Origin of the sequence: Burkholderia sp. Ap-955 (genome assembly GCF_011753045.1) — a bacterium.
Lineage (GTDB): Bacteria > Pseudomonadota > Gammaproteobacteria > Burkholderiales > Burkholderiaceae > Burkholderia > Burkholderia lata_D.
The window spans coordinates 1-14009 of record NZ_VWWH01000028.1 but is presented as its reverse complement, the minus strand read 5'-3'; the positions used below and the strand labels follow the sequence as shown (position 1 = coordinate 14009).

At 67.8% G+C, this 14009-nt stretch carries 15 protein-coding genes; 7 read left to right on the top strand and 8 right to left on the bottom strand.

Annotated features, from left to right (window positions below; translation table 11 throughout):
- Positions 1-78: 78 nt before the first annotated feature.
- Positions 79-1446, top strand: coding sequence for an amino acid permease (locus tag F3J15_RS17165; RefSeq protein WP_166892839.1), 1368 nt, complete (start codon positions 79-81; stop codon positions 1444-1446).
- A gap of 147 nt (positions 1447-1593) precedes the next feature.
- Here F3J15_RS17165 and F3J15_RS17160 read toward each other — a convergent pair whose 3' ends face one another.
- The gene (locus F3J15_RS17160; RefSeq protein WP_006476417.1) at positions 1594-1755 is read right to left on the bottom strand and encodes a hypothetical protein; all 162 of its coding nucleotides are present in this window, start codon (positions 1753-1755) and stop codon (positions 1594-1596) included.
- A 243-nt stretch (positions 1756-1998) separates the two neighbouring features.
- On the opposite strand from F3J15_RS17160, the gene F3J15_RS17155 reads away from it, so the two are divergent.
- Genes F3J15_RS17155 through F3J15_RS17145 form a run of 3 tightly spaced genes read left to right on the top strand, consistent with a single transcriptional unit; the run spans position 1999 to position 5501 of the window.
- Positions 1999-3042, top strand: a complete 1044-nt coding sequence (locus F3J15_RS17155) for a Fe(3+) ABC transporter substrate-binding protein (protein WP_043182119.1) — start codon at positions 1999-2001, stop codon at positions 3040-3042.
- Between the two features lie 40 nt (positions 3043-3082).
- On the top strand, positions 3083-4723 hold the full coding sequence (locus tag F3J15_RS17150; protein WP_240161522.1) for an iron ABC transporter permease: 1641 nt from the start codon (positions 3083-3085) through the stop codon (positions 4721-4723).
- 4 nt (positions 4724-4727) lie between these two features.
- The gene (locus tag F3J15_RS17145) at positions 4728-5501 is read left to right on the top strand and encodes an ABC transporter ATP-binding protein (RefSeq protein WP_166892833.1); all 774 of its coding nucleotides are present in this window, start codon (positions 4728-4730) and stop codon (positions 5499-5501) included.
- A gap of 68 nt (positions 5502-5569) precedes the next feature.
- Here the strand turns inward: F3J15_RS17145 and F3J15_RS17140 are convergent, their stop codons facing one another.
- From F3J15_RS17140 to F3J15_RS17125, 4 genes are all read right to left on the bottom strand, one after another.
- Positions 5570-6040, bottom strand: coding sequence for an Lrp/AsnC family transcriptional regulator (locus F3J15_RS17140; protein WP_069247564.1), 471 nt, complete (start codon positions 6038-6040; stop codon positions 5570-5572).
- A gap of 253 nt (positions 6041-6293) precedes the next feature.
- The gene (locus tag F3J15_RS17135; protein ID WP_089445273.1) at positions 6294-6935 is read right to left on the bottom strand and encodes an NAD(P)H-binding protein; all 642 of its coding nucleotides are present in this window, start codon (positions 6933-6935) and stop codon (positions 6294-6296) included.
- A gap of 129 nt (positions 6936-7064) precedes the next feature.
- Positions 7065-7520, bottom strand: a complete 456-nt coding sequence (locus F3J15_RS17130) for an Rrf2 family transcriptional regulator (RefSeq protein WP_069247562.1) — start codon at positions 7518-7520, stop codon at positions 7065-7067.
- Positions 7521-7610: 90 nt separating this feature from the next.
- Positions 7611-8039 carry a hypothetical protein gene (locus tag F3J15_RS17125; RefSeq protein ID WP_166892830.1) on the bottom strand — a complete coding sequence of 143 codons (429 nt, stop codon included), beginning with the start codon at positions 8037-8039 and terminating at the stop codon, positions 7611-7613.
- 191 nt (positions 8040-8230) lie between these two features.
- Here F3J15_RS17125 and F3J15_RS17120 point away from each other — a divergent pair, with 191 nt between their 5' ends.
- The 3 genes from F3J15_RS17120 to F3J15_RS17110 all read left to right on the top strand — a co-directional run bounded on the left by F3J15_RS17120 (position 8231) and on the right by F3J15_RS17110 (position 12189).
- Positions 8231-8566 (top strand): hypothetical protein, encoded by a 336-nt coding sequence (locus F3J15_RS17120; protein WP_166892827.1) that lies wholly within the window; start codon positions 8231-8233, stop codon positions 8564-8566.
- Between the two features lie 274 nt (positions 8567-8840).
- Positions 8841-10034, top strand: coding sequence for an ammonium transporter (locus tag F3J15_RS17115; protein WP_069247559.1), 1194 nt, complete (start codon positions 8841-8843; stop codon positions 10032-10034).
- 190 nt (positions 10035-10224) lie between these two features.
- Positions 10225-12189: an alkaline phosphatase PhoX gene (locus F3J15_RS17110; protein ID WP_166892824.1), complete on the top strand. Its 1965-nt coding sequence runs from the start codon at positions 10225-10227 to the stop codon at positions 12187-12189.
- A 140-nt stretch (positions 12190-12329) separates the two neighbouring features.
- On the opposite strand, the gene F3J15_RS17105 is transcribed toward F3J15_RS17110, so the two are convergent.
- From F3J15_RS17105 to F3J15_RS17095, 3 genes are read right to left on the bottom strand one after another with little or no spacing between them, the layout of a single operon-like run.
- Complete coding sequence (locus F3J15_RS17105) at positions 12330-12962, bottom strand: type II secretion system protein (RefSeq protein ID WP_240159348.1); 633 nt, start codon at positions 12960-12962, stop codon at positions 12330-12332.
- On the bottom strand, positions 12959-13348 hold the full coding sequence (locus tag F3J15_RS17100) for a prepilin-type N-terminal cleavage/methylation domain-containing protein (RefSeq protein WP_166892821.1): 390 nt from the start codon (positions 13346-13348) through the stop codon (positions 12959-12961). Before F3J15_RS17100 ends, F3J15_RS17105 begins: the two co-directional genes overlap by 4 nt.
- A gap of 8 nt (positions 13349-13356) precedes the next feature.
- Positions 13357-13896, bottom strand: a complete 540-nt coding sequence (locus tag F3J15_RS17095) for a type II secretion system protein (protein ID WP_166892930.1) — start codon at positions 13894-13896, stop codon at positions 13357-13359.
- Between the last annotated feature and the right edge of the window lie 113 nt (positions 13897-14009).

Here is a 14009-nt window from a genome sequence, read left to right as displayed (position 1 = left end):
TTAAGTTGTATAGACAACTTGAGACAATCGGACCGGCTCCGCTCGCCCGGTCCGTCGCATAACGATATCGGAGACACGATGAAAAACTTGCAGCGCCACCTGAGCGCGCGGCACATCCGCTTTCTCGCGCTGGGTTCGGCGATCGGCACGGGCCTGTTCTACGGGTCGGCGTCCGCGATCCAGCTCGCGGGCCCGGCCGTGATCCTGGCGTACATCCTGGGCGGCGCGGCCGTCTACATGGTGATGCGCGCGCTCGGCGAGATGGCCGTGCGCGAACCCGTCGCCGGCTCGTTCGGCCACTACGCGACCGAGAACCTCGGCCCGTTCGCCGGATTCGTCACCGGCTGGACCTACACGCTCGAAATGGTGATCGTCGCGATCGCCGACATCACCGCGTTCGGCATCTACATGGGCTTCTGGTTTCCGGATGTCCCGCAATGGATCTGGGTGCTCGGCGTCGTCGCGATCATCTGCGGGCTGAACCTGTGCCACGTGAAGGTGTTCGGCGAGCTCGAGTTCTGGCTGTCGATCATCAAGGTCGGCGCGATCATTGCGATGATCGGCGGCGGCGTCGCGATCCTGCTGACCGGCATGCACTTCGGCCACTCGGCCGACGTGCCGACGTTCGCGAACCTGTGGAACCATGGCGGCTTCCTGCCGAACGGCGTCGGCGGGCTGATCGCGTCGCTGTCGGTCGTGATCTTCGCGTACGGCGGGATCGAGGTGATCGGCATGAGCGCCGGCGAGGCGAAGGATCCGGAGCGCGTGATTCCGCGCGCGATCAACGCGGTGCCCGCGCGCATCCTGCTGTTCTACGTGCTGACGATGGTCGTGCTGATGTCGATCAGCCCGTGGACGGGCGTCGGCAACGACGGCAGCCCGTTCGTGCAGATCTTCTCGGCACTCGGCGTGAAGTCGGCCGCGACGATCCTCAACTTGGTCGTGATCAGCGCGGCGATCTCCGCGATCAACAGCGACATCTTCGGCGCGGGCCGGATGATGTTCGGGATGGCGCGCCAGGGCCAGGCGCCTGCCGTGCTGATGACGACGTCGCGGCACGGTGTGCCGTGGGTCACGGTGCTCGTGATGGCGGTCGCGCTGCTCGTCGGCGTGCTGCTCAACTACCTGATGCCGAAGGACGTGTTCCTGATGGTCGCGGCGATCGCGACGTTCGCCACCGTGTGGGTGTGGCTGATGATCCTGCTGTCGCAGGTTGCGATGCGCCGCCGGCTGTCGAGCGCCGAAGTCGCGGCGCTGAAGTTCAAGGTGCCGTTGTGGCCGGTCGCGCCGGCACTGACGATCGCGTTCATGGGCTTCGTGATCGTGATGCTCGGCTGGTTCGAGGACACGCGCGTCGCGTTGTACGTCGGCGCGGCGTGGCTCGCGCTGCTCGCGGTCGTGTTCTACGCACGGATCCGCCCGAAATTCGCCCCTGCGTCACGTTGACGCACGACTGACCTGCCTACGCGGCGCGCCGGTTCCGGCGCCCGCTTCTCGCCCGGCTCCGCGCGGCATCCCGCGCGCCAGCAGCCGGGGATTCCTCCCCTTCGCATCCACCTGCGGGCGCGGCCCGCCGGGCCGCGCATCGGCACGTCAGTGCGACGCCGCGCTCGCGGCCTCGGCCGGATGGGCCTCGTCGTACGCGTGCTTCTGCGAAATCGCGTTGTACAGGATCGTCCCGATCACGAGCAGCACGGCCACGACGATCAGGATGCTCACGTTGCGGACAGGGTTCTTCTTGCGCTGATCGTTCATGGTCGGGGCGACTCCGTCAAATTCATCGAAGCGGGCATTCTACGCGCTTGCGCGCCCGCTGCGACGCGCCGTTTCCGGCCCCCCTTCCCCGCCCTCCCCCCGCCCTCGCAAGCTTTCATTTGATAATCGTTCCCATTTCGATCTAGAATCTCGAGTCTTTCATTTTGTAATGTTTCGGATCGCTCGGGCGGCAGGCGCGCTCCGGAACGCTCCCTTCGTCCACCTGCCCCTTCCGGAGTCTTCATGTCGAATCCGCGCACCCGCCTGCTGCCGCTTGCCGGCGCCCTCGCCCTTGCCGCCGCCGCTTTCGCGCCGCTGGCCCAGGCAGCCGAGGAAGTGAGCCTGTACACCACCCGCGAACCGAAGCTGATCCAGCCGCTCATCGACGCGTTCACGAAGCAGAGCGGCGTCAAGGTCAACACGGTGTTCGTGAAGGACGGCCTGCTCGAGCGTGTGAAGGCGGAAGGCGCGCAGTCGCCGGCCGACGTGCTGATGACGGTCGACGTCGGCAACCTGCTCGATCTCGTCGACGGCGGGCTCACGCAGCCGGTGCGCTCGAAGGCGCTCGACGACGCGATTCCCGCGAACCTGCGCGGCGCGAACGGCGACTGGTACGCGCTGTCGCTGCGCGATCGCGTGCTGTACGTCGAGAAGGACCTGAAGGTCGACGCGTTCCGCTACGAGGATCTCGCCGATCCGAAATGGAAGGGCAAGGTCTGCATCCGCTCGGGCCAGCACCCGTACAACACGGCGCTCGTCGCGGCGATGATCGCGCACGATGGCGAAGCGGCGACCGAGAAGTGGCTGCGCGGCGTGAAGGCGAACCTCGCGCGCAAGGCAACGGGCGGCGACCGCGACGTCGCGCGCGACATCCTCGGCGGCATCTGCGACGTCGGCCTCGCGAACGCTTACTACGTCGGTCACATGAAGAACGCGGAGCCCGGCAGCGACGCGCGCAAGTGGGGCGACGCGATCAAGGTCGTGCGGCCGACGTTCGCGAACGCGAAGAGCGGCGGCACGCACGTGAACATCAGCGGCGCGACGGTCGCGAAGCACGCGCCGCACAAGGCCAACGCGGTGAAACTGCTCGAGTACCTCGTGTCGCCGGAAGCGCAGGCGCTGTATGCGCAGGCGAACTACGAATACCCGGTGCGCGCGAACGTGAAGCTCGACCCGGTGATCGCCAGCTTCGGCACGCTGAAGATCGACCCGCTGCCGCTGGCGGACATCGCGAAGCATCGCAAGCAGGCGAGCCAGTTGGTCGACAAGGTCGGTTTTGACAACTGACGCAACCACCGCCGGCGCCGCGCGCCGCCCGCCCTGCCGGCTGCGCGTGTTGCCGCGCGCGGGCAGCCTGTGGCTGCTCGCGGCGCTGGCGATCGCCGCGGCGGTCGCGGCGCCGCTTGCGGTGCTCGTGGCCGCCGCGTTCGACGCCGATCTCGCGCACTGGCGCCATCTCGCCGAATTCGTGCTGCCGCAGGCACTCGTCAATACGCTGCTGCTGCTCGCGGGTGTCGGCACGATCGTGTCGATCGTCGGCACGGGCTGCGCGTGGCTCGTCACCGCGTATGACTTTCCCGGCCGCCGGATGCTGACGTGGGCGCTGCTGCTGCCGCTCGCGGTTCCCACCTACATCGTCGCATTCGCCTATCTCGACCTGCTGCACCCGATCGGCCCGGTACAGGGCGCGGTCCGCTGGCTGCTCGGCTTCGACAGCCCGCGCCAGTTCCGCCTGCCCGACCTGCGTTCGCTGCCCGGCGCGATCTTCGTGCTCGGCTTCGTGCTGTATCCCTATGTTTACCTGAGCACGCGCGCGATGTTCGTCACGCAGTCCGCGAGCCTGCTCGAAGCCGCGCGCACGCTCGGCGCGGGACGCATGGCCACGTTCTGGCGCGTCGTCGTGCCGCTCGCGCGGCCCGCGATCGCGGTGGGCGTGAGCCTCGCGCTGCTCGAAACGCTGAACGATATCGGCGCGTCGGAATTCCTTGGTGTGCAGACGCTGACCGTGTCCGTCTACACGACGTGGATCACGCGCTCCGATCTCGCCGGCGCCGCGCAGATCGCGCTCGCGATGCTCGCGATCGTCGTCGGCATGATCGTGCTCGAACGCTACGGACGCCGCCGCCAGCGCTATGCGCATGGCCGGCGCATGCGGCCGATCGCGCCGCGCCGCCTGACGGGCACGGCGGCCTTGGGCGCCGCGGTGCTCGGCTGGCTGCCCGTGCTGCTCGGCTTCGGCGCACCGGCCGCGTACCTCGCGGTCGAGACGGCCAAGCGGCTGCACCTGGTCGGCGGCGTATCCGCACAACTGATGACCGGGCTCGCGAACACACTGACGATCGCCACCGCCGCCACCCTCGCGACGCTCGTGTGCGGGCTCGTCGTCGCATGGGCGGCGCGCGCGCAACGCGACAGCGCCCGCGCCGGCCCGGCCCGCGTGGGCGCGAGAATCGCGAGCCTCGGCTATGCGGTGCCCGGCACCGTGCTCGCGATCGGCCTGCTGATCCCGTTCGCGGCGGCCGACCGGCTGTTCGGCGCGGCGCTCGGCCGCGACGGGCTGCTGCTGATGGGTTCGACCGCCGCGCTCGTGATCGCCTATACCGTGCGCTTTCTCGCGATCCAGGCCGGCAGCATCGAGGCCGGCCTCGCGCGCATCCCGCCGTCGCTGGAACAGGCGGCGCGCTCGCTCGGCGAGACGGCCGGCGGCACGCTGCGCCGCGTGCACCTGCCGCTGCTGCGGCCCGCGCTCACGACGAGCGCGCTGCTGGTGTTCGTCGACGCGATGAAGGAATTGCCGGCGACGCTGCTGCTGCGTCCGCTGAACTTCGACACGCTCGCGACCTGGCTGTATGCGGAAGCCGCGCGCGGCACCTACGAGGAAGGCGCGGTCGCCGCGCTCGCGATCGTGCTGGCCGGGCTCGTGCCCGTGATCCTGCTCGCCCGCACCCGCCACAAGATCGGAGCCTGACACCGTGAACCTGCTCGAACTCGACGACCTCTGCCTCGCCTACGACTCGCCGCACGGCCGCCGCACCGTGGTCGACGGGCTGAGCCTCGCGCTGCCGCGCGGCGACATCGGCTGCCTGCTCGGCGCGTCCGGCTGCGGCAAGACCACCGTGCTGCGCGCGATCGCCGGCTTCGAGCCGGTGCGCATGGGGCGCATCATCCTGGACGGCGTGCCCGTCGCGGCGCCATCGCTCGACGTGCCGCCCGAGCGGCGGCGCATCGGCATGATGTTCCAGGATTACGCGCTGTTCCCGCACCTGAGCGCGGCGGACAACGTCGCCTTCGGCCTGCGGCGCATGCCGAAGGCCGAACGGCGCCTGCGTGTCGCGGAGATGCTCGAACTCGTCGGCCTCGCCGATTCCGGCGGCGCGTATCCACACGAGCTGTCGGGCGGCCAGCAGCAGCGCGTCGCACTCGCGCGTGCGCTCGCACCGTCACCGGAGCTACTGCTGCTCGACGAACCGTTCTCGAATCTCGACGTCGATATGCGCGAGCGGCTTGCGTTCGAGCTGCGCGACATCCTGAAACGCACGGGCCACACCGCGATCCTCGTCACGCACAACCAGGCCGAGGCGTTCGCGATCGCCGACCGGATCGGCGTGATGAAGGACGGCCAGCTCGCGCAATGGGATACGCCGTACGCGCTGCATCACCATCCGGCCAGCGCGTTCGTCGCGGATTTCGTGCGCCGCGACGCGCTGGCCGACCAACGCGCGCGCGCACTGGCGCGCGGCCGCTGAACTCGCGGGCGCGACGCGCGCCCGCGTCGTTTCATCGCCGCGTTTCGTTGCTGCGCTTCATTGCCGCGTCAGGCCGGCTCGGCAAGATCGCGCACGGGCAGCGCAGTCGAATACTTGATCTGCTCCATCGCAAACGACGAGCTGACGTCGAACAGCGGCACCGCGCGAATCAACTGCTTGTAGACGCGGTCGTAATCGTCGATGCCGGTCACCACGACGCGCAGCAGGTAATCGGTCTCGCCGCTCATCCGGTACACCTCGACCACTTCCGGCATGTCGCGCACGGCCTGCGTGAAACGCTGCGCCCATTCCTCGGTGTGCTGGTTCGTGCGGATCGCGACGAACACGGTCGTGCCGACCCCGAGCTTGCGCGGATCGCACAGCGCAACCTGCGCGCGAATCGCGCCGGTTTCCTTGAGCCGCTGCACGCGCTTCCAGCACGGCGTCTGCGACAGGTTCACGCGCTGCGCCAGTTCCGCGATCGGCAGCGTGGCATCCGCCTGCAACAGCTCCAGCAGCTTGCGATCGATGGCGTCCATTTCTCCAGTCCCTCGTAGATAGAAATTTATTCTATTCATCCTGCACAACGGGGAACAATATGAAAACGGCTTCGCCGCGTCGACCGGTATAAATACCGATCCGGTACGCGCGCGGAGCGAGCGGATCCTCCGCCACACCGCACGCGCCAAATGAAACAGGCGATCCCGCCCGTGAAGGTGGAATCGCCTGGCGTTCCTGCACGTCGCGGCCAGCCCGGCGCTCACGCGCCACGGGCCAGCGTCAGCGCACCGCTCAATACGCGACCGTCGCGATCTCGTGCACGAAGCTGCCTTGCTCGAGCGCGTCGACGAACGCGATCGCGTAGTCTTCCGCCGAGATCTTGCTGTTGCCTTGCGCGTCCACGATCAGCTTGCCGACGCCCGTGCGGAACGTACCCGTCCGCTCGCCCGGGGCGATCAGCGCGGCCGGTGCGAAGAACGTCCAGTCGAGATCGCCGACCGTCTTCAGGTAGTCGAGCGCGTCGCGGTGCGCGAGCGCGACCGCCTTGTACGCTTCCGGGAAACCCTCGCTGTCGACGAGCTGCTTGCCCGGCGCAACTTCGAGCGAACCCGCGCCGCCCACCACCACGAGCCGCTTCAGCCCCGCCTGGCGCGTGCCGGCGACCAGCGCCTTCGCAGCGGCGACGACCTTCGCCGCATCATCCTGCTTCGGACCGTACGCGCTTGCGACGACGTCATGGCCCGGCAGCGCGGCCGCAATGCTGGCCGCGTCGAACAGGTCGGCCGCCTTCGCGGTGATGCCGTCGCCGGCTGCACCCGGATGGCGCGACAGCGCGGTCACGCGATGGCCGCGTCGTGCAGCTTCCGCGGCGATGCGCGAGCCGATCGTGCCGGTGGCGCCGAACAGCGCGATATTCAAGGTACGTTGCGTCATATCGATTCTCCAGTAAGAAAAATATGTAACGTAGTTAATTACATATAAGACCGAAAAAAACGGGGCAAAGCCCCCGTTGTGCCGGTCGCCACGCATCTCGCGCCGTCCGGCTTCCTGCCCTGCCGCCGCTCACCCGCCGGCGCGTGTCGCCTGCTGCGTGCGCTGCTCCAGATCCAGCACGTCGGCCGTGACGTCGGCCAGCGTGCGCGTGCCAAGCGATGCTTCCATCGCACGCTGCGCGTCGCCGATGTAGTCGATCAGCGCGCCCTGGATGTGCCGCCCGACGAGACACGCCGGATTCGGCGCCTCACGGTGCAGCGCAAACAGTTGCGCATCGTCGACCGCGCGATACACGTCGAGCAGCGTGATCGCGCCGGGCTCGCGCGCCAGCAGCGCACCGCCGCCCGCACCCAGTTGCGACGTGGTCAGCCCTGCGGCCGCCAGCATCGACAGCAACCGGCGGATCAGCGCCGGATTCGTGTTCACGCTGCCCGCGATGATGTCGGACGACAACGGCACGCCCTCCTGCATCGACAGCAAGGCAAGCACGTGGACGGCAAACGCGAACCGGCTGCTGGTATTCATTCCTGACTCACTTGACGACGCCGGCCCATCCCGCAGCCGGCGACATATGTAACTACTATAATTACATTTAGCGGATCATGCAAGCCCGCGTCACTCTCCGCTCGCGGGCTTGGCGCCCGACGCATTCTGCTGGCTCCACTGCTGGAGCTTCTTGCCGGCTTCGGCGATCTTCGCGCCGGCTTCGGAAGCCGCATGCGCGACGACCGCGGACGCGGCCGCGTCGATCTGCGCCTGCGCGGCGGATGCGAGGCCGCTCGCGGACAGCGGCGGCACGGCCGACGCCGCGGACGCGATGCCGGCCTTCGCGGCGTTGAGCTGCTGGTTGACGGTGCTCGCCACCTGGTCGAGCGCCTTGGCCGCATTGTTCGCGGCATCGGCGGCCGCGCTCGCGGCCGTATCGGGTTGCGTGACCGGCGCACCGGACTTCTCGCAGCCCGCGAGCAACAACAGCGCACCGGCGGCCACGGCCGCCAGTACGGACCCGGGCACGCGACGCGCCCGCGATGTCTTCATGTTCATCAGCAATCTCCGGCCGCGCGTCGCGCGGCCTCGTGGTTGGACCGACGTCGATGATACCGCCTGTGGAACAGGGCCAATCACGCGCCGTGATTAAAAATGGCTTTCAATTTCGGACTCGTCTGATTTAATCGAACACGCGAGGACACTAAAGTGGGCACGCTTCAATCCGCTTTGGACGCCCCTTTTTTCTCATGAATTTTCTCGTCGACTGGCTCATCGCCCTGGCCGCCGTGCTCGCCGCCACCCTGTTCCTGTGCCTGCGCCCGCCGTCGCCGCACCGCCTGGCCGAATCCGGGCGCCCACGCCGCGTCGCGTCCGCGCGCCTGCTCACGCAGGCCGTGATCGGCTTCTGGACGGCCGCGCTGATCGTCGCGGAAGGCATCCTCGGCCCCACCGCCGACGGGCAGTCGCTTGCAGGCTTCGCGGCACTCGCGTTTGCCGCCCTCGGGCTGACGACCGTCGCCGCCTACTGGTCCGCGTGCGCGCTGCGGCTGCGCCGGCCGCCGCTGCTGTTCCCGCGTCACTGATGCGCCGGAACGGTGCGCAGCGACATACCTTCGCGCACCACGACGCACCACACCGTGCCAATCGGCACATTACACGCACCAGTTCCGCACGTGTCGCACCACACACGTGCACCCCGCATCACATCGCATCCGCATCGGCCGCGCCCCCTTCCCGTGCACGATTCACCGGATTGCCGCACCACACGGTGTTGAAGCACCAACTCCACGCAGCCGTTCACCAAGTTGGCTCGATACTTGCGTTCCTCGCCCGTTTTTTGCGCAAGGAAGCCACGGCATGGATGGTCTGAAATCCGGCGTCGATACACTGTTCCTGTTGATCGGCGCCGTCATGGTGCTCGCGATGCACGCGGGCTTTGCTTTTCTCGAACTCGGCACGGTCCGCAAGAAGAACCAGGTCAACGCGCTCGTGAAGATCCTGGTCGACTTCTCGGTGTCGACGCTCGCGTATTTCTTCATCGGCTACACGATCGCGTACGGCGTCGAGTTCTTCGACGACATCGGCACGCTGTCGCAGCACAGCGGCTATGCGCTCGTGCGCTTCTTCTTCCTGTTGACCTTCGCGGCGGCGATCCCCGCGATCGTGTCCGGCGGCATCGCCGAACGCGCGAAGTTCAATCCGCAGCTCGTGGCGACGCTGATCATCGTCGGCTTCATCTATCCGTTCTTCGAAGGGATCGCCTGGAACGAACGCTTCGGCGTGCAGGCCTGGCTCACGCACGCGTTCGGTGCGCCGTTCCATGATTTCGCGGGTTCCGTCGTCGTGCACGCGTTCGGCGGCTGGGTCGCGCTGCCGGCCGTGCTGCTGCTCGGCGCGCGCCACGGCCGCTATGCGAAGGACGGCCGGATCGCCGCGCACCCGCCGTCGAACATCCCGTTCCTCGCGCTCGGCGCGTGGGTGCTCGCGGTCGGCTGGTTCGGCTTCAACGTGATGAGCGCGCAGACGCTCGACAAGATCAGCGGCCTCGTCGCCGTGAACTCGCTGATGGCGATGGTGGGCGGCACGCTCGCCGCGTGGATGGCCGGCCGCAACGACCCGGGCTTCACGTACAACGGGCCGCTCGCGGGCCTCGTCGCGGTGTGCGCGGGCTCCGACGTGATGCACCCGATCGGCGCGCTCGTCACGGGCGCCGCGGCCGGCGCGCTGTTCGTCGCGATGTTCACCTGCGTGCAGAACAAGTGGCGCATCGACGACGTGCTCGGCGTGTGGCCGTTGCACGGCATGTGCGGCGCGCTCGGCGGCCTCGCGGCCGGCGTGTTCGGCCTGCCCGCGCTCGGCGGTCTCGGCGGCGTGTCGTTCATGTCGCAGCTCGTCGGCACGCTCGGCGGCATCGCGATCGCGACCGCGGGCGGCACGCTCGTCTACGGCGCGCTGAAAGCGACCGTCGGGCTGCGCCTCGACCGCGAAGCCGAGTTCGACGGCGCGGACCTGTCGATCCACCGCATCTCGGCGACGCCCGAACGCGATTGAGCGCAAACGCTTGCGACCGGCGGCCGTCCGTTCACCTGACGGCCGCCCGACACATTATTACGCTTTCAATTCAAAAAACTTTCATCTAGCGTCCCTACACTTCCGTCCAGTTTTCAATTTGCCTTCGCCGAGCTTGCCGACCGCCTGCTTCGCGAAGGCCATTCTTCCAACAACTGAAACTGGACTCCACATGCCCGCGTTGCCCAATACTTCCCGTCGTCAGGCCCTGAAGATCCTCGCCGGCGCGCCGATGCTTCCGCTTTCCGGCCTCGCGCTGCCGGCCCTGCTGACGGGTTGCGGCGGCGACGACAATCCGGCGTCGACGCCGGCCCCGGTCGCCGCCGCGTACACGTCGGCGACGTTCTCGGCGATGGCCGCCCCGACGCTCGACAACGCGGCCGCGATGGCCACGACGACGGTCGGCTCGACGCTGTCGGTGTCCTTCTCTGACGGCTCGGCGCGCAACTTCAAGCTGGCGTACCGGCCGTTCTTCGTGACGGGCGACCTGGTGCCGGACGGCAAGGGCGGCACGACGCTCGCGGGCGGCTACTACGACATCAACAACCAGCCGATCATCGACCGCTCGGTGGCCGGCAAGGAACGCCAGTTCTATTCCGACTGCCCGGACGGCAGTTCGCTGCTGACGCTGAAGAACGCGAACGTGCCCGGCGTGAAGGGCAACACGGTGTTCGCCGTCGTGCAGTTCGAATACACGACGCGCGACCAGGCCAGCGCATCGCAATACGGCCAGCTGCCTTCGCCGATCGCGGTGCTGACGCTCGACCAGGATCCGGCCAACGGCGCGCTGAAGGTCGTCAAGTACCACAACGTCGACACGTCGAAGGCGCACGGGCTGTGGATCACGTGCGGCGCGAGCCTGTCGCCGTGGGGCACGCACCTGTCGAGCGAGGAGTACGAGCCGGACGCGACGAAGGTCGCGACCGACGCGCAGTTCAAGGCGTTCAGCAAGAACACCTTCGGCGACGAGACGAAGGCGAACCCCTACCACTACGGCCACCTGCCCGAGATCACCGTGAATCCGGACGGCACGGGCAGCGTGAAGAAGCACTACTGCCTCGGCCGCATCTCGCACGAGCTGATCCAGGTGATGCCGGACCAGCGCACCGTGATGATGGGTGACGACGCCACCAACGGCGGCCTGTTCATGTTCGTCGCCGACAAGGCGGCCGACCTGTCGGCCGGCACGCTGTACGTCGCGAAGTGGACGCAGACGTCGTCCGCCGGCGCGGGCACCGCGACGCTCACGTGGATCAAGATCGGCCACGCGACCAGCAGCGAGATCGAAGCGCTCGCGAACACGCTGAAGGCGTCGGACATCATGGACCTGGTGACTACCGACCCGAACGATGCGAGCTACACGAAGATCCACTTCGGCGGCAAGTTCAACTGGATGCGCGTCAAGCCGGGGATGGAAAAGGCGGCCGCGTTCCTCGAGACGCACCGCTACGCGGCGCTGCTCGGCGGCAGCATGGCGTTCACGAAGCTCGAAGGCACGACCGTGAACGCGAAGGACAAGATCGTCTACACGGCGATGTCGCGGATCGAGACGTCGATGGTCAAGGGCAATGCGGTGTCGCGCGACGTCGCGGTCGACAAGAAGATCGCCGCGGGCGCCGTCTATGCACTGAACCTGAAGGGCAGCCAGCGCGACACGACGGGCAGCGCGATCGACAGCGAATGGGTGCCGGTCGACATGGGCGCGCCGGCCGCGCTCGTCGGCGAGGATCTCGCCGCGGCCGACGCGCTCGGCAACCTCGCGAACCCGGACAAGATCGCCAACCCGGACAACCTGAAGTTCTCCGAAAAGCTGCGCACGCTCTTCATCGGCGAAGACTCGGGCATGCACGTGAACAACTTCCTGTGGGCCTACAACGTCGACACGAAGTCGCTCGTGCGCGTGCTGTCGTGCCCGGCCGGCGCCGAATCGACGGGCCTGCACGCGGTCGACGAGATCAACGGCTGGACCTACATCATGAGCAACTTCCAGCACGCGGGCGACTGGGAATCGCCGCTGCACGACAAGGTCAAGCCGACGCTCGATCCGCTCGTGCGCGCGAACTTCAAGGACCGCTTCGGCGCCAGCGTCGGCTACCTGACCGCCGAGCAGACCAGCATCAAGCTCGCGAAGGCCTGACCGGGCGCGCGAGGCGGACCTGTCCCCTAACCGGGCGTCCCTGACCAGGCGTCCCTTTCTTCACCACGTTCATTCGTCGGCGCTCCACGCCGGTTTATGCGCGATGCCCGTGTGGGCATCGCGCTTTTTTTCGTCGTCCATCAACGCAGACCGGACCGCGCCTGCCCCGGCAGGTATCCGCCCGCGAACCCGGAAAGGCTCGGGAAGCTGCCCACCGACGCAGATGCAGGCGCGGGCGTGGAAGCGGACGCACCGTCGGCCGGCGCGATCAGGCCGGGGGCGAGATAAAGGAAGCGCCACTTTCCGTAGGTTTCCTCGCCTTCGAAATCCACATACCGAGGCGGAAATCCCGCGCGCTTGATCGTCGCCAGATCCGAGCTGCTGTAGATGCCGTAGAAGCGATCGGCGCGCCACAGGAATCCCCAGTCGTTCCGACCGGTGACCGGATCGGGATACGCGCGGCGCAGATGATGGATCGGCTTCGGAAAGCGGCTGTCTTCCAGCAGGTCGTCGACGGTTTCCGGATAGGCGCGCGCCAGCCGGTAGTAGTGGACGATCGCCCTCCGGTACTGATCGCCGACGAACAGCAGTTGCCGCTCCTGCTCGCGGCGACGCTGCAACGACCAGACATCCAGCGCGCCCGCCAGCGCGATCGACATCAGCATCAGCGCGATCAGCAGCGCCAGCAGCACGAGCCCGCGCTGACGCGCGGTGCACGGGCGGCCGCGCATCGCCCGCGCGACGACGTGCGCGGCTCGGCCGGCCTGGCTCATTTCGGCACGCTCATCGCAGCGGGCTGCGCAGCCTGTGCGCTGCTCGCGGGCGCCACGTCGTAGACGCCCGGCTTGGTCTCGTCCGACGACGCGATCGCCGCCCACTTGTCGTCGCCGTTCACCGGATCGAACGGGACCGCGCGCAGATAATGTTTCGAGACCAACTCGTCGATCGTTTCGGGATACTGACCGTTGTCACCGTAGTACTGGTCGATCGCGTTGCGCATCACCGCGATGTTCTGTTGCCGGACCTGCTCCTTGCCGCGCTCGATGCTGTGCATGTAACGAGGCACCGCCAGCGTCAGCAGCAGGCCGATGATGGCCATCACGACCACGATCTCGATCAGCGTGAAGCCGCGAGTCCTGCGGATGCGAGCGGGGTTCATGATCACCGTCACCATTGTTTGTACGGGATGCCGTTGATGCCGACACGCGCGGATTTCGAGGTCACGTCGAACACGTCCTTGCCGGCCTCGGCGCTCCCGGATATCCCGCCGGCCGCGGGATCGCCCGCCGCCGGGTCCGGCGGCGTTCCATAGGCGCGCACGTCCCAGGTCTCCTCGGCGGGCGTATCGGGATCGCCGGCGAAGAACGGATCGCGCGGCACCCGGCGCAGGAACATCATCAGGCCGCCCTTCGGATCCCTCGCGTTCTTCACGCCCGTCACCAGCACGGCCAGCGACGGAGGATAGCCGGACGCTTCCGGTTCCTTGTCGATCTGCCCCGCGTCGCTCGCATCCTTGTACGCATCGACCGCGGTGCGGATCTCGCGCAGCGCGGCGCCGAGTTCCTGCTCCTTCTGGCGCTGCACGATCAGTTCGGAAAACGGCATGATCGCGAACGCAAGAATGCCGACGAGCGCGAGCGTGATCACCATCTCGATCAGCGTGAAGCCCCGCTGACCGGGATGATGGGGGCCGCCGACGCGCGCTATACGAAGGTTGCTGCCCCTGTTGCACCCGCTGCCCCTGCTGGCCGGATCACGCGAACCGCCGTGCCGGCTCGCTGACCTGGCCGAACGGCCAGCCTGGACGCATCCGCTTGCGG

Excerpts from the sequence above, each read along its gene's own strand:
- F3J15_RS17165 (WP_166892839.1), top strand. The coding sequence starts at position 79 with ATGAAAAACTTGCAGCGCCACCTGAGCGCGCGGCACATCCGCTTTCTC.
- F3J15_RS17160 (WP_006476417.1), bottom strand. The coding sequence starts at position 1,755 with ATGAACGATCAGCGCAAGAAGAACCCTGTCCGCAACGTGAGCATCCTG.
- F3J15_RS17155 (WP_043182119.1), top strand. The coding sequence starts at position 1,999 with ATGTCGAATCCGCGCACCCGCCTGCTGCCGCTTGCCGGCGCCCTCGCC.
- F3J15_RS17140 (WP_069247564.1), bottom strand. The coding sequence starts at position 6,040 with ATGGACGCCATCGATCGCAAGCTGCTGGAGCTGTTGCAGGCGGATGCC.
- F3J15_RS17135 (WP_089445273.1), bottom strand. The coding sequence starts at position 6,935 with ATGACGCAACGTACCTTGAATATCGCGCTGTTCGGCGCCACCGGCACG.
- F3J15_RS17130 (WP_069247562.1), bottom strand. The coding sequence starts at position 7,520 with ATGAATACCAGCAGCCGGTTCGCGTTTGCCGTCCACGTGCTTGCCTTG.
- F3J15_RS17125 (WP_166892830.1), bottom strand. The coding sequence starts at position 8,039 with ATGAACATGAAGACATCGCGGGCGCGTCGCGTGCCCGGGTCCGTACTG.
- F3J15_RS17120 (WP_166892827.1), top strand. The coding sequence starts at position 8,231 with ATGAATTTTCTCGTCGACTGGCTCATCGCCCTGGCCGCCGTGCTCGCC.
- F3J15_RS17115 (WP_069247559.1), top strand. The coding sequence starts at position 8,841 with ATGGATGGTCTGAAATCCGGCGTCGATACACTGTTCCTGTTGATCGGC.
- F3J15_RS17110 (WP_166892824.1), top strand. The coding sequence starts at position 10,225 with ATGCCCGCGTTGCCCAATACTTCCCGTCGTCAGGCCCTGAAGATCCTC.
- F3J15_RS17105 (WP_240159348.1), bottom strand. The coding sequence starts at position 12,962 with ATGAGCCAGGCCGGCCGAGCCGCGCACGTCGTCGCGCGGGCGATGCGC.
- F3J15_RS17100 (WP_166892821.1), bottom strand. The coding sequence starts at position 13,348 with ATGAACCCCGCTCGCATCCGCAGGACTCGCGGCTTCACGCTGATCGAG.